The organism is Enterococcus sp. UD-01, from assembly GCF_044909655.1.
GTDB lineage: Bacteria > Bacillota > Bacilli > Lactobacillales > Enterococcaceae > Enterococcus_L.
Genome location: NZ_JBIYEU010000001.1, coordinates 358,016 through 379,751, shown reverse-complemented (window position 1 = coordinate 379,751; position 21,736 = coordinate 358,016). Strand labels below are relative to the sequence as shown.

17 protein-coding genes are annotated in these 21,736 nt (G+C 39.6%); 12 read left to right on the top strand and 5 right to left on the bottom strand.

Annotated features, from left to right (window positions below):
• From ABH902_RS01865 to ABH902_RS01830, 8 genes are all read left to right on the top strand, one after another.
• A complete protein-coding gene (locus ABH902_RS01865; RefSeq protein ID WP_404588828.1) occupies window positions 1-4,353 on the top strand; it encodes a PolC-type DNA polymerase III in 4,353 nt (1,450 codons plus the stop codon).
• Window positions 4,354-4,573: 220 nt separating this feature from the next.
• On the top strand, window positions 4,574-5,014 hold the full coding sequence (zapA, locus tag ABH902_RS01860; protein WP_404588827.1) for a cell division protein ZapA: 441 nt from the start codon (window positions 4,574-4,576) through the stop codon (window positions 5,012-5,014).
• A gap of 18 nt (window positions 5,015-5,032) precedes the next feature.
• On the top strand, window positions 5,033-5,581 hold the full coding sequence (locus ABH902_RS01855; protein WP_404588826.1) for a CvpA family protein: 549 nt from the start codon (window positions 5,033-5,035) through the stop codon (window positions 5,579-5,581).
• A 59-nt stretch (window positions 5,582-5,640) separates the two neighbouring features.
• Window positions 5,641-8,004, top strand: coding sequence for an endonuclease MutS2 (locus tag ABH902_RS01850; RefSeq protein WP_404588825.1), 2,364 nt, complete (start codon window positions 5,641-5,643; stop codon window positions 8,002-8,004).
• 89 nt (window positions 8,005-8,093) lie between these two features.
• Window positions 8,094-8,408, top strand: a complete 315-nt coding sequence (gene trxA, locus ABH902_RS01845; RefSeq protein ID WP_404588824.1) for a thioredoxin — start codon at window positions 8,094-8,096, stop codon at window positions 8,406-8,408.
• 118 nt (window positions 8,409-8,526) lie between these two features.
• Window positions 8,527-10,317 (top strand): excinuclease ABC subunit UvrC, encoded by a 1,791-nt coding sequence (uvrC, locus tag ABH902_RS01840; protein WP_404588823.1) that lies wholly within the window; start codon window positions 8,527-8,529, stop codon window positions 10,315-10,317.
• A gap of 171 nt (window positions 10,318-10,488) precedes the next feature.
• Complete coding sequence (locus tag ABH902_RS01835; protein ID WP_404588822.1) at window positions 10,489-11,388, top strand: ABC transporter ATP-binding protein; 900 nt, start codon at window positions 10,489-10,491, stop codon at window positions 11,386-11,388.
• Window positions 11,381-12,640, top strand: coding sequence for an ABC transporter permease (locus ABH902_RS01830; RefSeq protein WP_404588821.1), 1,260 nt, complete (start codon window positions 11,381-11,383; stop codon window positions 12,638-12,640). The genes ABH902_RS01835 and ABH902_RS01830 overlap by 8 nt, the downstream gene beginning before the upstream one ends.
• A gap of 27 nt (window positions 12,641-12,667) precedes the next feature.
• Here the strand turns inward: ABH902_RS01830 and ABH902_RS01825 are convergent, their stop codons facing one another.
• Window positions 12,668-13,666, bottom strand: a complete 999-nt coding sequence (locus ABH902_RS01825; protein ID WP_404588820.1) for a LacI family DNA-binding transcriptional regulator — start codon at window positions 13,664-13,666, stop codon at window positions 12,668-12,670.
• Window positions 13,667-13,867: 201 nt separating this feature from the next.
• On the opposite strand from ABH902_RS01825, the gene ABH902_RS01820 reads away from it, so the two are divergent.
• Window positions 13,868-15,262, top strand: a complete 1,395-nt coding sequence (locus tag ABH902_RS01820; RefSeq protein ID WP_404588819.1) for a 6-phospho-beta-glucosidase — start codon at window positions 13,868-13,870, stop codon at window positions 15,260-15,262.
• A gap of 44 nt (window positions 15,263-15,306) precedes the next feature.
• Here the strand turns inward: ABH902_RS01820 and ABH902_RS01815 are convergent, their stop codons facing one another.
• Both ABH902_RS01815 and ABH902_RS01810 read right to left on the bottom strand, forming a co-directional pair.
• Window positions 15,307-15,744, bottom strand: a complete 438-nt coding sequence (locus ABH902_RS01815; RefSeq protein ID WP_404588818.1) for a hypothetical protein — start codon at window positions 15,742-15,744, stop codon at window positions 15,307-15,309.
• 95 nt (window positions 15,745-15,839) lie between these two features.
• A complete protein-coding gene (locus ABH902_RS01810; RefSeq protein WP_404588817.1) occupies window positions 15,840-17,126 on the bottom strand; it encodes an NAD(P)/FAD-dependent oxidoreductase in 1,287 nt (428 codons plus the stop codon).
• A gap of 138 nt (window positions 17,127-17,264) precedes the next feature.
• On the opposite strand from ABH902_RS01810, the gene gdhA reads away from it, so the two are divergent.
• On the top strand, window positions 17,265-18,611 hold the full coding sequence (gene gdhA, locus ABH902_RS01805) for an NADP-specific glutamate dehydrogenase (protein WP_404588816.1): 1,347 nt from the start codon (window positions 17,265-17,267) through the stop codon (window positions 18,609-18,611).
• 218 nt (window positions 18,612-18,829) lie between these two features.
• Window positions 18,830-20,179 carry a glucose-6-phosphate isomerase gene (locus tag ABH902_RS01800; protein WP_404588815.1) on the top strand — a complete coding sequence of 450 codons (1,350 nt, stop codon included), beginning with the start codon at window positions 18,830-18,832 and terminating at the stop codon, window positions 20,177-20,179.
• A gap of 82 nt (window positions 20,180-20,261) precedes the next feature.
• On the opposite strand, the gene ABH902_RS01795 is transcribed toward ABH902_RS01800, so the two are convergent.
• Together ABH902_RS01795 and ABH902_RS01790 are read right to left on the bottom strand one after the other, a co-directional pair.
• Window positions 20,262-20,675: a hypothetical protein gene (locus ABH902_RS01795; protein WP_404588814.1), complete on the bottom strand. Its 414-nt coding sequence runs from the start codon at window positions 20,673-20,675 to the stop codon at window positions 20,262-20,264.
• Window position 20,676: 1 nt separating this feature from the next.
• Window positions 20,677-20,985, bottom strand: coding sequence for a hypothetical protein (locus tag ABH902_RS01790; protein ID WP_404588813.1), 309 nt, complete (start codon window positions 20,983-20,985; stop codon window positions 20,677-20,679).
• 199 nt (window positions 20,986-21,184) lie between these two features.
• Between ABH902_RS01790 and lepB the strand changes: the two genes are divergently transcribed.
• Entirely contained in the window at window positions 21,185-21,730 is a 546-nt protein-coding gene (lepB, locus tag ABH902_RS01785; protein WP_404588812.1) for a signal peptidase I, read from the top strand.
• Window positions 21,731-21,736 lie beyond the last annotated feature (6 nt).

Here is a 21,736-nt window from a genome sequence, read left to right as displayed (position 1 = left end):
GTGACAGAAAAAGCACAAGATTTATTTGCAAAGTTAGTCGATCAAATTCAATTGAATGAAGAAGAACGGCAGCATCCGTTGATTCATACAGGCAGAATCGATAAAGTAATTGTTCATCAGCAAAGTCGCTTATGGGAGTTTCATCTAGGCTTTAATGAGATTTTACCTGTGATGCTTTATCGCTCATTTATGCAGCAGTTAGAACTTTCTTTTCAGCATATTGCTGGTGTGTCGGTAAGAATCAATGCAAGTCGTAATGAATTTACAGCAGAGCAGCTGACAGATTATTGGCAACTGGCTTTGTTGAACAGCCAATGCGACACACCGCTTGTTCAGCGCGTAATGAAAAGCCAAACACCGATTATCGAAGACAAAAAAATTATTTTGCCGGTGGATAATGAAGCCGTGATTCCTTATTTGAAGCAGCAGTATCTACCGATTGTAGAAGAATTATATGTACAATATGGTTTTCAAAAATTCCATATTGAACCGAAAATGGATGAGCAACAGGCCAAACGTGTGCTTGAGTTATTTGAAGAACGGAAACAGGAACAAGATGCTGCGTTTCAACAACAGGCAGCGGAATCGTTAATTAAGCATGAACAAAAGAAAAAGGAAAAGCAACAGCAGGCCCCTGCACTTGAAGGGCCGATCCGTTTAGGTAGAAATATTCCTAATGATGAACCGATCATGCCGATGGGCAATATTTTAGAAGAAGAACGTCGCGTGACGATTGAGGGCTTTGTCTTCGATGTAGAAGTGCGAGAATTACGTTCTAAACGAAAAATTTTAATCTTAAAAATCACGGATTACACGTCTTCATTTATCGTAAAAAAATTCTCCAATGGGGAAAAAGATGAACAAATTTTTGATGCGATTCAAAAAAATATGTGGGTGCGTGTGCGCGGTAGTATTCAAGAAGATACTTTTATGCGTGACTTAGTTATGAATTGTCAGGACTTAATGGAAGTTAAACACGCACCGCGTAAAGATTATGCACCAGAAGGCGACAAACGCGTAGAACTGCATTTACACAGCAACATGAGCACAATGGATGCAACCAACAACATTGGCGATTTAGTTGCTCAAGCAGGTAAATGGGGGCATAAAGCGATTGCGATTACTGATCACGGCGGTGCCCAAGCTTTTCCGGATGCCCATAGTGCTGGTAAAAAGGCCGGTGTGAAAATCTTATACGGTGTTGAAGCCAATGTGGTTGATGATGGAGTGCCGATAGCTTACAATGAGGCTCACGTTGAGTTAAGTGATGCAACGTATGTTGTGTTTGACGTGGAAACGACCGGTTTATCAGCTGTTTATGATACAATTATCGAATTAGCCGCTGTAAAAATGCACAAAGGAAATATTATCGATACCTTTGAACAATTCATTGATCCCGGTCATCCTCTTTCGCAGACGACGATTAATTTGACTGGAATTACTGATGAAATGGTTCGTGGTTCCAAGTCAGAGGAAGAGGTTTTGCGCTTGTTCCGCGAATTTTCCGAAGGGACTATTCTAGTAGCCCACAATGCCTCTTTTGATATGGGGTTCTTGAATACCAGCTACGGAAAATACGGGATTCCAGAGGCTGAAAATCCGGTTATTGATACATTGGAGCTCTCCAGATATTTGCATCCAACCTTTAAAAGCCATCGTTTAAATACGTTGTCTAAAAAATTCGGCGTTAATTTAGAACAGCATCACCGGGCGATTTACGATTCAGAATCTACAGGACACTTGTGCTGGATCTTTTTGAAGGACGCCAAAGAAAATCACGGAATGATTTATCACGATGAGTTAAACATGCACATTGGTGAAGGGGATTCCTACAAAAGAGCGCGTCCTTTTCACGCAACCATTTTGGCAACAACACAGGCCGGCTTGAAAAATCTGTTTAAGCTGATTTCCATGTCCAATGTGAATTACTTTTTCAGAATTCCGCGTATTCCGCGTTCTCAGCTAAATAAGCTAAGAGAAGGGTTGATTATCGGTTCAGCCTGCTCCAATGGTGAAATCTTTGAAGCAATGATGCAAAAAGGGGTTGAAGAGGCAAAAAATCGAGCGAAGTTTTATGATTATATCGAAGTTATGCCTAAGGCTGTTTATGCACCGTTACTTGAACAAGAATTAGTTAAAAGTGAAGCTGATTTAGAAGAGATTATTGCTAATTTAGTCAAAATTGGTGATGAGTTAGGTAAACCGGTCGTCGCTACTGGTAATGTTCATTATTTAAATGAAGTAGATAGTGTATATCGTAAGATTCTTATCGGGTCAATGGGCGGAGCGAATCCGCTAAATCGTCATAGCCTGCCGGATGTTCACTTTAGAACAACGGACGAAATGCTGACAGCCTTTCAATTTTTGGGTGAAGAAGTGGCGCATCGAATTGTTGTTGAAAATACAAATGCGATTGCCGATCTGTGTGAAGAAATCACACCAGTTAAAGATGATCTTTATACACCTAAAATTCCCGGTTCAGAAGATGAGATTCGAAATCTTAGCTACACGAGAGCAAAAGAATTATATGGGGATCCACTGCCGGAGATTGTGGAAAAACGGTTGAAAAAAGAGCTAGACAGTATTATTGGTAACGGCTTTTCGGTTATTTACTTAATTTCGCAAAAACTAGTACACAAGAGTATGGAGGACGGTTATCTGGTAGGTTCACGTGGTTCCGTCGGATCTAGCTTTGTGGCAACGATGACCGGAATTACAGAGGTCAATCCACTGGCACCACATTATCATTGTACGAATTGCCAGTACTCGGAATTCTTCGAGGATGGTTCTTATGGTTCTGGTTTTGATATGCCGGAAAAAAATTGTCCGAACTGCGGGCAACGTTTATTCAAAGACGGGCATGATATTCCGTTTGAAACCTTCCTTGGCTTCCATGGAGATAAAGTACCCGATATTGACTTGAACTTTTCCGGAGATTATCAAGCGGAAGCGCACAACTACACGAAAGTGCTGTTTGGTGAAGAATACGTTTATCGGGCGGGTACAATCGGTACTGTTGCGGACAAAACGGCTTACGGCTTTGTTAAAGGCTATGAGCGGGATCATAATTTGCATTTTCGCGGTGCGGAGGTCGATCGTTTGGCCAAGGGATCTACTGGAGTTAAAAGAACTACAGGTCAGCACCCGGGCGGGATCATTGTTATTCCTGATTATATGGATGTTTATGATTTCACACCAATTCAATATCCAGCCGATGATCAAAATGCAGAATGGAAAACCACTCACTTTGATTTCCATTCCATTCACGATAATATTTTAAAACTAGATATTCTGGGACACGATGATCCCACTGTGATTCGGATGCTGCAGGATCTTTCCGGTATTGATCCGAAAACAATTCCTACCGATGATCCAGAAATGATGCGGATTTTTGCAGGACCGGAAGTCTTAGGGGTAACACCTGAGCAGATTTATTCGAAAACAGGAACGCTTGGAATTCCTGAATTCGGAACGCGGTTTGTCCGGGGCATGCTTGAAGAAACCCATCCGTCAACGTTTGCAGAGTTGCTGCAGATTTCCGGACTTTCTCACGGAACCGATGTTTGGCTGGGAAATGCCGAAGAGCTGATTCGCAGAGGAGAAGCCAATCTGGCAGAAGTAATTGGTTGTCGGGATGATATCATGGTTTATTTAATTCATGCCGGACTTGACAGCGGTATGGCCTTTAAAATTATGGAAACCGTACGTAAAGGACAGTGGAACAAAATTCCGGATGAGTTGCGGGATACGTATTTGACAGCGATGAAGGAAAATAATGTTCCTGACTGGTACATTGATTCCTGTTCGAAAATTAAATATATGTTCCCGAAAGCCCATGCGGCAGCCTATGTATTAATGGCTTTACGCGTTGCTTATTTTAAAGTGTATTTTCCTATTCTTTATTACTGTGCCTACTTTTCAGTACGGGCGGATGATTTTGATTTAGTTGCGATGTCGCAAGGCAAAGAAGCGGTCAAAGCACGTATGAAGGAAATTCAGGATAAAGGACTGGAAGCTTCTACGAAAGAAAAGAACCTATTGACTGTTTTAGAGTTGGCGAATGAAATGCTTGAACGCGGCTTTAAATTTGGCATGATCGATTTATACAAATCTGATGCTGAAAACTTTGTGATTGAGGGCGATACCTTAATTGCGCCATTCCGGGCAGTTCCAAGCTTGGGGCTCAATGTGGCCAAATCAATTGTGGAAGCAAGAGAAGAACCGTTCTTGTCTAAAGAAGATTTAGCCAACCGTGGAAAAGTATCCAAAACTTTAATTGAATACATGAATGAAAATGGCGTGTTGAAAGATTTACCGGATGAAAATCAATTATCCTTGTTTGATATGCTGTAAAATTGAAGAAAAGACCAAAAAACCGACATGTAGTTTAGCCTGCATGCGGTTTTTTACATTCAATGCGATGCTTAAATTTTAATGAAACTTGTAATAATTAGAGTAAACCTTTAATTTTTTCGCTTAGTAGCATATAATAAGAAAGGGTTTATCGAAAGGACACTACGAGTGTTTTCATGTTACAATGAGATGATGGACAATATCAGGAGGGAACAGGATCATGAATCAAGAAAAAACACGGTATAAAGCTGTGATTGCAGATCATACATACACAATTATCGGACAAGAAACGAAGCAACACATGGACTTAGTAACGAAGCTGGTGAATGAACAACTCGCAGAAATTAAGCATATTTCGCCGCAGACAGATGACGAACAAGCCTCCGTTCTGCTGGCAATTAATGCTATTTCTGATCAATTAAAAAAACAAGAAAAATTACTTAAGCTGGAGCAGGAAGTAGCGGATCTTAAGAAGCGAACGATTCGTTTAGCAGAGCTTGAAAACCGGATTAAGCGAATTGAAGCCATTGAGGATGAAGCACGCGACGTTTTAAAGAAAAACGGAAAAGACGACGTCGAAATCCATAATCACGTGGAAGCACAACAAATCTTAAACGAAAATCGTAAACAACAGATTCAAAACAAAAGTACAGATCAATAAGCTTGAGAGGATGACAGGATGTTAACATTATTTATTTTACTTTTATTCGCCATTGCGTTTTATACTGGCGCTAGACGCGGGTTGATTTTGCAGGTTTTGTATACATTCGGTTATCTTTGCTCCTATCTTGTAGCAAAATCGTATTATAAAAACTTAGCCTCACATCTTGAATTATATATTCCTTATCCATCGCCGACTGCCGAAACCAAATTGGTCTTTTTTGATCAAAATATCACGTTGGATCTAGATCAGGCTTTTTATGGAGCCGTTGCTTTTTTATTTATTTTGGCGTTAGGCTGGCTGATTGTTCGTTTACTGGCTGTTTTTGCACGCGGCTTAGTTTTTGTTCCGGTTTTAAAAGAAGCTAATTGGCTGATAGGCGGACTGATGAGTTTGCTTGTCGTTTATGTAGGCGTATTTTTAGTGTTGACTATGCTGTCAATGCTGCCGGTCGATGCCGTTCAAAATCAATTCAAAAATAGTGGGCTGGCTCGCTTTATTATTGAAGATACCCCTGTTTTTTCGAAGCAGATTTATCACTTATGGATTGAACAAATGATAAAATAATTTCTTGTCCTTTTTAGGCAAGAGGTCACGCTTCCAGTCTTAAAAGAGAAGGTGAAAAAATGAATACACGAATTTTAACAACATTAGGATTTGATAAAGTAAAGCAGTTGCTTTCGCAATATATCGTTACAGCACAGGGAATAGATGAGTTAGAGGTTTTGGCGCCTGTTTCCGATTCAACGAAAGTCCAATCATGGCTGGAAGAAACTGAAGATGGATTGAAAATCCAACGATTACGCGGCGGCATTCCGATTCCTAAATTAGAAAATATCCGACCGCATATGAAAAGAATAGAAATCGGTGCCGATCTAAACGGTGTCGAATTAGCACATATTAGCAGAGTATTATCCACTGCAACGGAAGTTATCCGTTTTTTTGATGATTTAAAGGATAGTGAGATTGAGCTTTTGCGTCTGTTCGATTGGCTGGAGCAATTGGTTGTTTTGCCCGAACTTAACCGGAAGTTAAAAGAATCGATTGATGAAGACGGGCGAGTGACGGATGAAGCCTCCGTTGAATTAAAAATGATTCGCAACAATATTCGCAGAAGTGAGCAAACGATTCGTGAGCAGCTTGATAGTATTGTCCGCGGGAAAAATGCGAAATATCTGAGCGATGCCATTGTGACAATGCGAAATGAACGTTACGTGATTCCGGTCAAGCAAGAGTATAAGAGTGTCTTTGGCGGAGTGGTCCATGATCAAAGTGCTTCCGGTCAAACTTTATTTATTGAACCAAAACAGATTGTTGATTTGAATAATCGCTTAAGGCAACATCAAATTGCAGAACGCAACGAAATTACTCGAATTTTAGCTGAATTATCTGCAGCGTTAGTGCCACACAGAAAAGATATTTTGCACAATGCCTATGTTATCGGTAAGCTTGATTTCATTAATGCTAAAGCACGATTCGGAAAAGAATTAAACGCGATTGTCCCAGTGATTAATCCTGATAATCATATTTACTTTAAGCAAGCTCGGCATCCACTTTTGGCTCAAGAAAAAGCGGTGCCAAATGATATCAGCATTGGTAAAGACTATCAGGCTGTTGTGATTACAGGTCCTAATACGGGTGGGAAAACCATTACTTTAAAAACTTTAGGATTGCTGCAGTTGATGGGACAGGCTGGCTTGCCTTTACCTGTTGGTGAAGAAAGTCAAATGGGCATTTTTAACGAAGTTTTTGCTGACATTGGGGATGAACAGTCTATAGAACAAAGCTTAAGTACCTTTTCTTCCCATATGACCACGATCGTGGATGTGTTGAAGAAGGTGGATGAGCATAGCTTGGTTCTATTTGACGAGCTAGGAGCCGGCACAGATCCGCAGGAAGGTGCAGCGTTGGCGATTTCAATATTGGATGCATTAGGCGCCAAAAGTGCTTATGTTATGGCAACGACGCATTACCCTGAATTAAAGGTATACGGCTACAATCGGGCAGGTACGATTAATGCTAGTATGGAATTTGATGTAGATACTTTAAGTCCTACTTATCGCTTATTGATAGGTGTTCCGGGACGCAGTAATGCCTTTGAGATTTCCAAACGCTTAGGGCTGGATCACGGGATTATTGAAGAAGCTAAGCAGATTATGGACGGCGAAAGTCAGGATTTAAATGAAATGATTGCGGATTTGGAAAATCGGCGGAAGATGACGGAAACCGAATATTTGGAGGTTCGTCATTATGTAGATGAAGCCGAAAAGCTTTACAATGACTTAAAAACAGCCTACAGCTACTTCTTTGATGAACGTGAAAAAGAAATGACCAAAGCACGCAAAAAAGCCAACGAGCTAGTTGAAAAAGCGGAAGCTGAAGCCAGCGATATTATCTCTGATATTCGTAAAATGCAGCTGACCAGTGGCAATCAAGGCGGTATCAAAGAACATCAACTGATCGATGCCAAGACGAAATTAGCACAGCTTCACCAAGAAGAAGCGGCTTTAGAGAAAAATAAAGTACTTAAAAAAGCCAAAGAGCAGAAGCAATTTAAGGTTGGCGATGAAGTCCTGGTTAAGACGTATGGGCAAAGAGGGACCTTGTTGCGTAAAGTCGGCGATGAGTGGCAGGTTCAGCTGGGGATTCTGAAGATGACCGTTTCAGAAAACGATATGACTTTAGTTGCTCCGGAAAAAGAACCAAAGCAACGAGTGACAGCTATCCGCTCAAGTGAAAGCAGTCATGTGCCTAATCAATTAGATTTGCGCGGAAAGCGCTATGAAGAAGCTTTGGCAGAAGTCGATCAATATCTTGATGCGGCTATTTTAGCTGGGTATCCGCAGGTGACTATTGTCCACGGAAAAGGAACAGGTGCACTGCGAACTGGGATTACGGATTATTTGAAAAATCATCGCAGCGTGAGTAGCTTTGAATTTGCACCAGCAAATCAAGGCGGTAATGGCGCAACTATTGTGAAGTTTAAATAGTATGCTTACTAAAGGTAAGCAAATAACTGGTAGAACGCTCTCGACAATGCTATAATTGTCTTAGTTAGAAAAGAGTAGGAGGTCATTTTATGACACAAGTAATTACAGATAAAGATTTTGCTGCAGAAACAGATCAAGGACTTGTATTAATTGACTTTTGGGCAACATGGTGTGGTCCTTGTCGGATGCAAGCGCCAATCTTAGAACAATTAAGTGAAGAATACGATGAAAGTGAATTAAAAATTGCCAAAATGGACGTGGACGAAAATCCGGAAACGCCCGCATCATTTGGTATCATGAGTATTCCAACTTTATTATTGAAAAAAGATGGAGAAGTTGTAGAAAAAGCAGTAGGGGTTCATTCAAAAGACCAATTACGGGCGTTAATTGACAACTACTTATAAGAATTGTCTAAGAAGCTGGGGCTTAAGTACTATTACTTATGTCTCAGCTCTCTTTTTGCGCCGCTTGTCCAGAAAAGTGCTATAATAAATCTGATAAATGAACCAGAAAGGAAGTCCAATGAACGAAAAAATTAAAAATAAACTAGCATTGCTTCCTGATCAGCCGGGCTGTTACTTGATGAAGGATAAAAACGGCACGATCATTTATGTCGGGAAAGCAAAAATCTTAAAAAATCGGGTACGCTCCTATTTTACGGGAAGTCATGATACTAAAACCGAACGGTTAGTTAGTGAAATCGTCGACTTTGAATATATCGTGACTGAATCAAACATCGAAGCACTGCTTTTAGAAATTAATTTGATTCATAAAAATGATCCTAAATACAATATCATGTTGAAAGATGATAAAAGCTATCCGTTTATTAAAATTACGAATGAGGATTATCCGCGTTTAGTGATTACTCGTAAAGTACTGAAAGACAAGGCTTTATATTTTGGTCCTTACCCAGATGTAAATGCAGCCAATGAAACAAAGCGGCTGCTGGATCGGCTGTTTCCGTTGAGAAAATGTCAACCATCTCAAAAAACACCTTGTCTGTATTATCATTTAGGTCAATGTCTTTGTCCGTATGCTTTTGATGTCGATCCAAAGGTTTATAAGGATATGGTGGAAGAGATTAAACGTTTCTTATCAGGCGGACATACGGAAATTCAAGAGCAGTTGCAGGCGAAAATGGATCAGGCCGCAGCGGATTTAGAGTTTGAAAAAGCCGCTGAATATCGTGACCAAATGCGCTCCATCGAAACTGTAATGACGCGGCAGAAAATGACTAACGTTGATCTGCTGGATCGTGACGTTTTTGGTTATGCGGTAGACAAGGGTTGGATGTGTGTGCAAGTCTTTTTCGTGCGTCAAGGAAAATTAATCGAGCGGGAAGTTTCGATTTTTCCATTTTATAATGAAGCAGAAGAAGATTTCTTAACCTTTGTTGGTCAGTTCTATCAGGAAAATGAACACTTTATTCCAAAAGAAGTCCTTATTCCTGACGATATTGACTTGGCTAGTGTCGAAGCGTTGCTGTCTACTAAAGTTTTACAGCCGCAGCGCGGAGAAAAGAAAAAATTAGTCAAACTAGCCAATAAAAATGCGGATGTCGCATTGAAGGAAAAATTCGACTTGATTGTCCGCAAACAAGAACGAACAATTGGTGCTGTGGAGAAACTGGGAGATGCGATGAATATCCCCGCACCGGTTAGAATTGAAGCATTTGATAATTCAAATATCATGGGAACCAATCCAGTAGCTGCGATGGTTGTTTTTATAGACGGTAAACCAGCTAGAAAAGAGTACCGTAAATACAAGATAAAAACGGTAAAAGGTCCTGACGATTATGCTTCCATGCGTGAAGTGATCTACCGCAGATACTCACGTGTATTAAAGGAAGGTCTGCCATTTCCTGACTTAATTGTGATTGACGGCGGTAAAGGACAAGTGGATGCTGCCAAAGAAGTGCTGGTGAATCAGTTAGGCTTGGATATTCCCATTGCCGGCTTAGCTAAAAATGATAAGCATAAGACGAGTGAATTACTGTTCGGAACAGATTTAGCGGTCATTCCTTTAGAAAGAAATTCTCAAGAATTCTTTTTATTACAGCGAATTCAGGATGAAGTCCATCGCTTTGCGATTACGTTCCATCGGCAGCTACGCAGCAAAAACAGCTTTTCTTCACGTTTGGATAACATTCAAGGTTTGGGACCGAAGCGTAAGAAGGAGTTGTTGAAGCAGTTTAAGTCATTAAAGAATATTACGGCGGCTTCAGTAGAAGAGTTAAAAACAGCTGGGTTACCGCAAAATGTTGCTCAAAATGTGTATGATCATTTGCATGAAGAAGTACAACAATCTAACTAATTAAAGGATCTTAAAATCTTAATGATTTTGAGATCTTTTTAATATATTAATGTCCTATTCCCTAAAAATGCATTGACAGCGCTTATAACTAAGGCTAACATGTTTAATAAGTAGCTTTCCGGTTTTTGAGGAGAGAAGACTGATCTGAGGTTTATTTAAGGAGGATGGAATATGTTAGAAGTGAATAATCTGGTCAAGACTTTTGGGGACTACACCGCTGTAGATGATGTTTCGTTTAGAATTCCAGACGGTAAAATTCTTGGCTTGATTGGTCAAAATGGTGCGGGTAAAACGACGACATTTCGCTTAATATTGGATTTTCTTACCCAAGACAGCGGCAGCGTACTTTGGAACGGGCACCAGTTAAGCGGCAAAGATTACAATGATATTGGCTATTTGCCGGAAGAACGCGGCTTGTATCCGAAGGTTTCCATACAAGATCAGCTGATTTACTTTGCTGAATTAAGAGGAAAAACTAAAAAAGAAATCGAACCGAAAATTGACGAATGGATGGAGCGCTTCAAGGTAAAAGGGAAAAAGACAGATAAGGTTAAGTCGCTCTCTAAAGGAAATCAGCAAAAAGTTCAGCTGATTGCCACGCTGATTCACGAGCCTAAGCTGGTTATTTTGGATGAGCCGTTTAGTGGCTTGGATCCCGTGAACGCCGAGCTTTTAAAAGACGGCATCATTGCGTTGAAAGAAAAAGGCTCTTGTGTTATTTTTTCGAGTCACAATATGGATAATGTTGAAAAAATTTGTGATCATTTAGTGATGCTGCGCAGCGGAAAAATGGTCTTAAATGGAAAAGTGCATGAGATTCGTGAAAGCTTTGGTCGGACGAAGGTTTTTCTGGAATCAGCATTGACGCCAGAAGATGTACTTTCTATTGATGGTGTAGCTTCGGCGTTTAAGCGTAATGACGGCGTTGTCGAAGTGACCTTGAACGAACCAAAGGCAGGCGAAGAAATTTTTGCCAGAGCCACACAATTTGGCTACATACCAATGTTTAATCAACAGCCGCCGACATTAGAAGAGATCTTTAAGCTGAAAGCAGGTGAACCAAATGAGTAAATTTTGGATTATTGCAACTGATGTATATAAAAAGAACGTAAAATCTGTTTCCTTTTTAATCATGATTTTAGTTCCGTTTATTTTGATGGGCATTATTTACTTGGCCGGCTCATTTGCAGGAGGCAGCTCAGATACGAAGATTGGTCTTGTTTCGGATAATCAGGAGCTGGCGAAGCAATTAGCAGCTGTTGACGGAGAGGATTATTCTTTTAAGGTTGTCAAATCACAAAAGGAAGCTGAAAAGCAGTTGGAAAATGAAAAGATTGATTCCTTTTTAGTATTGACAACCAAAGAGGATAAGATTAAAGGAAAAATGTATGCAGAAGCTTCACTTGGCATGACCACTGAGCTGACAATTAGCCAGCTTTTGAATAACTTACAATTATCCTTAAATGCCAGTAAATTGAACTTATCACAGCAGCAATTGGCTAGTCTGAATGAACCAGCTAACTTTGAAAAAGCGAAGGTCAGTTTTTCAGAATCTGGAAAAATGATCGAAGGCGAGGATAACTCTGCTTTTCAAACGATCTTAACTGGAGCCGTAACAGTTTTCTTATTTATGATTATCATTACGTATTCTTCGATTATTGCTCAGGAAATTGCCTCTGAAAAAGGCACACGTATTATGGAAGTTATCTTGTCCAGCACCAAAGCTCAAACACATTTTTACGGAAAGCTGGTTGGCGTGATTTTAGTTGCTTTAACGCAAATCGCCATTTATGCAGTAACTTTTGTTGCAGGTTATTCTCAATTAAAAAATTTGAGTGTGGTTAAAGACTTTATTGCCGGCATTTCTTTACAGGATATACTGGGAACCTTCTTAGTATTCACCTTAATATTTTTCTTGCTGGGTGTTATTTCCTATTCTGTATTGGCAGCACTCTGTGGCTCACTTGTATCAAAACCGGAGGATACACCAAAAGCGGTGCAGCCAATTATGTATGTAGCGATGATTGGTTATGTTATCGGTTTTAGCTTTGGCTTAAATGATCCACAAAATATCGTGATCAAAGTGACTTCTTATATTCCGCTTGTTTCATCTATTATTATGCCGATTCGTCTGGCAACTGAAACAGCAACAGCGGCAAATGCGATTGTTTCTTTAGTGATTCTTATCATATTCACCTTTATTTTGACGACCTTCTCTGCTAAACTGTACAAATCAAATGTACTGGTTTACAGCGAAGGCGGTGTTTGGAAGTCTTTGAAGCAATCTATTTCTATTTTAAGAAACGAACGGAAAAAAGTATAACCAAAAAGAATGGCCGGAAAGAATTGTTTATTTCCGGTCATTCTTTTTGGTTTTTTTGGGAACGGTTGCTCGTTTAATCAACTGCACACTGACTTTTTTTTCTGGTAAATGCTCTTCATTCAACTGGTTATAAATATAAATAAAAGAATTTTCTGCTTGATGGTTAATGGAGTAATCGACGGTAGTGATATGCATCAGCTGGCTAATCTCACTGTTGTCAAAACCGATAACTGCGATATCTTCGGGTACTTGATAGCCCAAGTTTTGCAACTCGGAAATGAAGCCAGCAGCCACTGAATCCGTGTAAAAAGCCATAGCAGAAGGTCGTTGTTGCATTTTGTGCCACATGTGGGCGATGTCGCGGCCATTTTCTTTGCGAGTCAAATCATGGATGAGCCAATCCGGCTGCAAAGGCAGGTTCTTCACTCGATGAAAATCATCAATGGCTTTCAATCTGGCTTTCGTATTCAGATTCTCCGGATTGCCTAAAACGTGACCAATGGTGTCATATCCTTGACTATGAAGATAGTCCAGTGACTTGTAATAGCCAGAGTAATGATCTACATAAGAAGAGTAGATTCGTTCAGAATCAATGCGATGCCAGGTCGCTATAGGTCCATAAATACTATAAGGTTCGATAACTGACCATTCATTGGCCCGCGTTAAAAGAAAAATACCATCCAGCTGTTTATATTTCATTTGGTTTAATGCTTCGATCTCTTTCTTTTTATCGCCATCAGTAAAGTAAAGTGTCACGTAATAATTGTAGGTTTTAGCAATAGAAATGAAGCTCTCTAAAAAGACCCCTAACGGATCAATAAAGCTATGAACCAGAAAACCGATATTTTTAGTTTCGCCGCTCTGTAGGTTGCGAGCGATCAGATTAGGAGAATAGGCTAAAGCTTCCATTGCTTCAAGTACTTTTTTGCGGCTTTCCTGGCTTACGTAGCCATTGCCTGAAATAACTCTTGAAACAGTAGATTTTGAGACATTGGCTTTTTTAGCAACATCAATAATTGTCGTCATTTTAATGCACCTCACAAAATTTGATCGATGATATAAGGATCAATTCCCAATGACTTACCATTTTTCCAGTAAATCGTTCTTTTTTAGTATACCATAAAAAAATTTAAAAAAGTGCTTGACATGGGAACATTCCCACAAATTATGATAAGAATGTAAACGATATCAGAAATTATTCTGAACAAAAAATCAGGAGGGAAACAGATGACAAGAGGAGCATTAAAAATCGCAACAATTGGTGGAGGTTCCAGCTATACACCAGAATTAATTGAAGGCTACATTAAAAGAAAAGATCAATTGCCAATTAAAGAAATTTGGTTAGTAGATATTGAAGCTGGCAAAGAAAAGCTTGAAATCGTTGGTGCTATGGCTAAACGTATGGTAAAAGCAGCAGGCTTAGATTGGGAAGTCCATTTAACCTTGGATCGTCGTGAAGCCTTGAAAGATGCTGATTTCGTATCAACTCAATTCCGGGTTGGCTTACTGGATGCACGTATCAAAGATGAACGCATTCCGTTGTCTCACGGCGTTTTAGGTCAAGAAACCAATGGTGCAGGAGGAATGTTCAAAGCGTTCCGGACGATTCCAGTAATTTTAGATATCATTAAAGACATGAGAGAGCTTTGTCCGAATGCTTGGCTGGTAAACTTTACAAATCCGGCTGGTATGGTTACTGAAGCAGCGATTAAGCACGGCGGCTGGAAAAAGACAGTCGGTTTGTGTAACGTGCCGATTGGTCACCGCAAGCAAGCTGCAGAAGCTTTAGGTGTACCAGAAGAAGACCTATTCTTCAAATTTGCCGGCATCAATCATTTCCATTGGCATCGTGTTTGGGATAAAGAAGGGAATGAACGTACACAAGAGTTAATCGATTTAATTTATGGCCCACAAAAAGAACAAGAAAGCCATTTGAAAAATATTTGGGATGCACCATTCCATTATGAACAATTAAAAGACTTAGGTATGTTACCTTGTGGCTATCATCGTTATTACTATATCGAAGATGAAATGTTGAAGCATTCAATTGATGAATTTGAAAAAGGGGAAACAAGAGCGCAGGTTGTAAAAGCAACAGAAGCTCGTTTGTTCGAATTATACAAAGATCCTGAATTAGATTACAAACCAAAAGAATTAGAACAACGCGGTGGTACTCACTATAGTGATGCGGCTTGTGAAATGATCGCGTCAATTTACAATGACAAACGAACAGACATGGTTGTTTCTACTGAAAATAATGGAACAATTACAGACTTGCCATATGACTGTGTTGTAGAAGTTTCAGGACCGGTTACGTCACATGGCCACGAGCCTTATAACTGGGGAGCCTTCCCGCCAGCAGCGCGCGGTATCATCCAAAATATGAAGGGGATGGAAGAAACTGTGATTCGTGCAGCGATTGACGGCGACTATGGCGCAGCTTTACATGCCTTCACTATTAATCCATTAGTACCAGGCGGAACTATGGCTAAAACCTTGTTAGACGAATTACTAATTGCCCACAAAGATCATTTACCAAACTTTGCAGAAGCAATTGAAAAAATCGAAAAAACACAACCAGATACTGTTGCTTATGTAACTGAATTAATGAAAAGCAATTAAATAAAAAAAAGGCCTCTCCACAGTTAGTGGAAGGCTTTTTTTGTTTAAATTACTTTCGTTTTTATGGGATTTTTTATAAACGAAGGAAGCTGAGACTGTGCTTCAACATTGAATTGATAGGATCGATAACGAAACAGCTGATTTAAAAGAGCAAAGGTGCTAAATTCAATTGCTAAAAAGCCGGTCAAGGATTGAATCGTAAGGCTAACCAAGGAAACCGCTAAAAATAGAAGAATGAATAATGTGAATAATTGCTGTAGCTGATTCGTATTGGTAATTGTAATTTCTTCCATATCAGCGTTTACTTGAATTTTTTGTGAAAAACGAAAAAGTCCTTCTTTAAATTCTACAGTATCTCCAGGTTCAACCACTAATTCTTTGGGCAGGTTATTAAAAAGCCGTCCTTGATAGTGTCCATTTTTATATACCGAAAAGTGGCGAACACAGCCCCAAGTGGTTTGACGTTTTAATGTGATTTTCAATAGAAACACCTCCTATAAAATAGTTTACAGGATTCACAAAAAAAAGAATCAAACAAAAGCCTGATTCTTTTTAATAAATTTATCCGTCTAAAGCCCTAGTTTTCCTGGGGAGGAAAATAAGTGTAGGAAGCCACTTCAGCTGCATGGGTTCCTGCCACGTGCCCAGTGACAAATGCCGCTGTTACATTATAACCGCCAGTATAGCCGTTGATATCGAGCAGTTCGCCGGCAAAAAAGAGGCCTTGAACCAACTTGCTTTCCATTGTTTTAGGCTGTACTTCTTTTAAAGAAATTCCACCGCCAGTGACAAAGGATTTTTCGATCGGCAAGGTTTTTGCTGCGGTTATTTTGAATGCCTTGACACAGCTAATAAATTGCTCCAGCTGTTTTTCAGTCAATTGTTTTGCAGATAGCTGATTCCATTGGAGTTCATCGATTAGATAATCTAATAAGCGTTCAGGTACGATATTTTTAAAGGCATTTTTGGCTGATTTCTCCGGCTGCGCTGAGATTCTGGAAAGTAACTCTTGTTTTAACTGTCCTTCGGTTTTTTCAGGGAAGATATCCAAGGAAAGAGTCACTGGCTGCTGATCGTGTTTTGTCAGCTCTTGATTGACAAAGCTTGAACAGCGCAAGGCAGCAGGTCCTGATAAGCCAAAATGTGTAAACAATAAATCCATTTGATGGGAAACAATTTCTCTGCCTTTAGCATTTAGCACTGCTAAGGAAACGTCCTGCAGGGAAAGGCCTTGCAGAGTTTTATTTAAAATAAAGGAATCATTGGAAATAATTGGTGATTCAGTAGCGTATAAAGGTGTAATACTGTGTCCAAGTCGTTTTGCCAAACGATAACCGTCACCGGTTGAGCCAGTGGAAGGGTAGGTTCTGCCACCAGTGGTTAAGATAACGCAAGGTGCATAAACCTTTTGATCGGCCAGCGCTACACCAATAATCTGCTGCTCTTTGTGCAAAAGCTTTTCAACCTTTGCTTCCGTAAAAAAAGTTACCTGTAATTGTTCCAGCTGCTGTTTTAGAGCATCAACGATCGTCTTGGAACGATCAGTGACTGGAAACATGCGTCCGTGATCTTCTTCTTTTAAATGCACACCATTCGATTCGAAAAATTCCATGATGTCGTAGTTTGTAAATTGAGAAAACGCACTATACAAAAACTTACCGTTGCCGGGAATATGAGCAATAATTTCGTCTGCCGGGCGATTATTGGTTACATTACAACGTCCGCCGCCGGTTAATAATAGCTTTTTACCTACTCGTTTATTTTTTTCGATCAGCAGTGTTCGACTGTCGGCTTTAGCTGCTGCGATGGCCGCCATCATGCCACTGGTGCCGGCACCAACGACAATTACATCAAATTGATTCATAATTTTTCCTCCAATTCAATGGTAGTTTACCACAATTTTCGTAAAAAATTTCATATTTTTGTAATTTACAGTAAAAAAAGTGTGGAAATTTTCTGAATTTAGGTTAAAATAAGATTATAACAATGAGAGGATGATTAGATGGAAGCGAAACAATATGTGGAACAGATCCAAAAAAAGATTCATGAAAAAGATCAGGGTCAAGTAGAGTATTTACAAGCTGTCGATGAATTTTTACCAACAGTTGAGGTATTCTTAAAAGAAAATCCCGCCTTCATTGAAGCGAATATTTTAGGTGTCTTGATTGAGCCGGAAAGAATTTTGCAGTTTAGAGTTCCTTGGCAGGACGATCAAGGCAACTGGCAAATCAATCGAGGCTATCGGGTTCAGTATAATTCTGCTATCGGTCCATATAAAGGTGGATTGCGCTTCCATCCGAGTGTGAATTTAAGTGTAATGAAGTTCTTGGCTTTTGAACAAATCTTTAAAAATAGCTTAACTGGTCTGCCAATCGGCGGCGGAAAAGGCGGCAGTGATTTTGATCCAAAAGGAAAATCTGATGCTGAAGTTATGCGTTTTTGCCAAAGCTTTATGACGGAATTGCATAAACACATCGGTCCCAATACTGACGTACCTGCAGGTGATATTGGTGTTGGCGGACGTGAAATCGGCTACTTGTTCGGTATGTACAAACGCTTAAGAAATTATGATGCAGGGGTCTTAACTGGTAAGCCGTTAGGTTACTGGGGCAGTCAGGCGAGAACTGAAGCAACTGGTTATGGCTGTGTGTATTTCGTTAAACATCTTCTAAACGATCAAAAGGATTCTTTCGCTGGTAAAAAAGTCGTTGTTTCTGGTAGCGGCAATGTATCCATTTATGCTATGGAAAAGGCGCAGGAATTAGGTGCTACCGTTCTGACTTGCTCTGATTCCAGCGGATTTGTTTATGATCCGGAGGGAATTGACGTAGCTTTAGTGAAGGAATTAAAAGAAAAAAATCGCGAACGCATCTCAAAATACGTTGAAACTCGCACTGGTGCAACTTATTATGCAGGCCAATCTGTTTGGGATTTCGATTTATCTTATGATATTGCCTTGCCGTGTGCTACTCAAAATGAAATTAACGCTGAACAAGCGAAACAACTTGTCAAAAATGGTGCGAAAGTAGTAGCGGAAGGTGCCAATATGCCTTGTACACTAGATGCTGTACATGTACTGGAAGAAGCAGGCGTCTTCTATTGTCCTGGTAAAGCTGCCAATGCTGGGGGCGTTGCCGTTTCAGCTTTAGAAATGAGTCAAAATGCTGAACGTTTGTCTTGGACGTTTGAAAAAGTCGATGGCATGCTTGATGATATTATGAAAAATATTTATCAAACCTGTCGTGATACTGCTGCAAAATATAATGCAGAAAACAATTTTGTTTTAGGTGCAAATGTCGCTGGCTTTGAAAAAGTGGCAAGTGCAATGTTAAGTCAAGGCTTAGTATAATAGCATGACTGGAAAAGCGCTCAATGCTAAACTTTTGGTTTAGCATTGTCGCTTTTTCTTGTTTGTTGGCTTAATAAAAATAACAAAATTCGATTGTTTTGTAAGTATTTCATGGAATTTGCATAAAATTGGTACATCTGACTATAATTTGCTTGAAAAAAGCGGCAAAAGAACGTAAAGTAATAGTGTAATAAGTTTAATTTCAAGGAGGAGAAGGAATGTCACACATTCAATTTGATTATTCCAAGTTAGCACCATTTGTTGCTGAACATGAATTGGAATACATGCAGACACAAGTGACTGCGGTAGACAAAGCTTTACGAGAAGGAACAGGAGCAGGCAGTGATTTTACTGGCTGGATTGATCTGCCGGAAAATTATGATAAAGAAGAATTTGCCCGCATTAAAGCAGCTGCTAAAAAAATTCAGTCTGATTCTGAAGTATTAGTTGTGATCGGTATTGGCGGTTCCTATCTTGGCGCGAGAGCAGCGATTGAATTTTTACATCATTCATTCAACAATTTACTGCCAGCTGACGAAAGAAAAGCTCCTCAAATTTTCTTTGCCGGCAACAGTATCAGTTCTACTTATTTAGCTGATTTGATTAATGTTATTGGTGATCGTGACTTCTCTGTAAATGTCATTTCAAAATCTGGAACAACGACAGAACCTGCGATTGCCTTTAGAGTCTTTAAAGAGCTTTTAATCAAAAAATATGGTAAAGAAGAAGCCAACAAACGTATTTATGCGACAACGGATCGTGCCAAAGGGGCTGTGAAAGTTGAAGCAGATGCTGAAGGCTGGGAAACCTTTGTGATTCCTGATGATGTCGGCGGACGCTTCACCGTATTAACACCCGTAGGTTTACTACCGATTGCTGTCAGCGGAGCGGATATCGACAGCTTAATGCAAGGTGCCAACGATGCCCGTAAAGAATATGCCGAAACAACCGATTTAACTAAAAATCAGGCGTACCAATATGCAGCATTAAGAAATATTTTATATCGTAAAGGTAAAACAACTGAAATGTTGATTAATTACGAACCAGGAATGCATTATTTCTCTGAATGGTGGAAACAACTTTTCGGCGAGTCAGAAGGAAAAGATCACAAAGGTATTTTCCCGGCTGCTGCTGATTTCTCAACAGATTTGCACTCTATGGGACAATACGTACAAGACGGCATGCGTAATTTATTCGAAACAGTTGTGAAAGTAGAAACACCTCGTCACAGCGTGTCCATACCTGAATTAAATGAAGATTTAGACGGCTTGGGCTATTTACAAGGAAAAGAAATTGACTTTGTTAATACGAAAGCATTCCAGGGGACATTACTTGCGCATACTGATGGCGGCGTACCAAACATGGTTGTGAAAATTCCTGCTATGGACGCTTACTCATTAGGATATGTTATGTACTTCTTTGAAATTGCTGTAGGAATTTCCGGTTACCTAAACGGGGTAAATCCGTTTGACCAAGAAGGGGTAGAAGCATACAAGAAAAACATGTTCGCCTTACTTGGCAAACCAGGCTTTGAAGACTTAGCGAAAGATTTGAATGCACGCTTGTAAGCGATGTGTTCTAGTTAGATAAAAATAAAACCACTGACGTATATTATTAGTCGGTGGTTTTATTTTTATAATAGGCAAATAATCATTTTTTATATAAAATACTCGAACTATCTTCATTTGAAACGACTTCTAAGACTTCACCGTATTGTTCATTATCCGTCACTCTAACGGTTAAGGGAACACCGTCAACGGCATTGTTAAAGGTATAATAGCCATTATAATCACTAAAGTCAGTAAATTCGATGCCATTAGCTGTAGTTTCGGTAAATTCAATTGTTTGGGAAGGATCGTCAATTTGCTGCCAAATGCCTAACAACTCTTTAGGTGTACTTTTAGCTTCGATAGGCGAGCTTGTGATTGCTGTTGTACTTACTTCACTTGTTGAAGAAGTGAGGGAACTCGTTTTTGAAGTTTGCGAGTGATTTTCCTCTTTTTTTTCGTTCGTACATCCAGTAGTAATGATTAATAAACCAACAATTAACGCAATTTTTTTCATTTTAAACTCCTTTGTCTTCTTCTTTGGGATAGGGCAGAATCTTGAAAGGATCCTCTTCTGGTGTGGCTGGGACTGAATCCTGTTGTTGACTTTGGTTAAAGTCGGCTTTTTGCGACTCTTGCAATGTTTGTCGGGATTCCAGATGAGAATGCTGCTCTCTTTGTATTGGCTCATGTGCCTGTCCAACATGACTTGTGTGATGATGTTCTTTTTTATCCTTTGGAGCTGTAAATGTTAAGAATATAATGGCTATAATCATAAGAATTGTAAGAAAAATCAATCCTATAAACATGCCGAATGAAATAAACATGACTCTATTCCTCCTTTTCAACCATCCTGTTTTTAAGTTTATCAAATGTTTTGAAGCGAGTCATCTTTTTTTTCCACAATTATAAATCATCTAAGCAATACATTCTGATTACAAGCATTAAATTTTAAAGAAACAGGAAAGATTCCTGTAGGATTCTCACTGTTTGTGGTAAACTATAGGAAGCATAATTTTTGGAGGAATGACCTTGAAATCAAAAGAAATATTACATACAGCATTATACTTAATCGGCTTTGCGATTGTCTTGCTCTTATTAAGACAATTTGTCTTTACTCCGGTAATTGTTAAAGGTCACTCGATGGATCCTACTCTAGCTGATGGCGAAAGAGTGATTGCGTTAAAAAATACTGATATCCAGCGTTTTGATATTGTCACTTTTCCGGCACCGGATGCACCTGACAAAAACTACATTAAGCGGGTTATCGGTTTACCGGGTGATACGATCGAATATAAGGACGATGTTCTTTATATTAATGGTAAAGAGGTAAAGGAACCTTATTTGGATGAATTTAAAAAAGAACTGGACCCTGGCGCTGATTTGACGGAAGACTTTACCCTTAAAGAAGTCACTGGAGCTGAAAAGGTGCCTGACGGCGAGTATTTTGTCATGGGAGATAACCGTCAAAACTCTAAAGACGGGCGGATTATCGGTTTTATTAAAGATAAGGACATCTTGGGAGATGTTAAATTTGTTTTATGGCCGTTGAATCGTTTTGGAACGATTTAGTCGTTT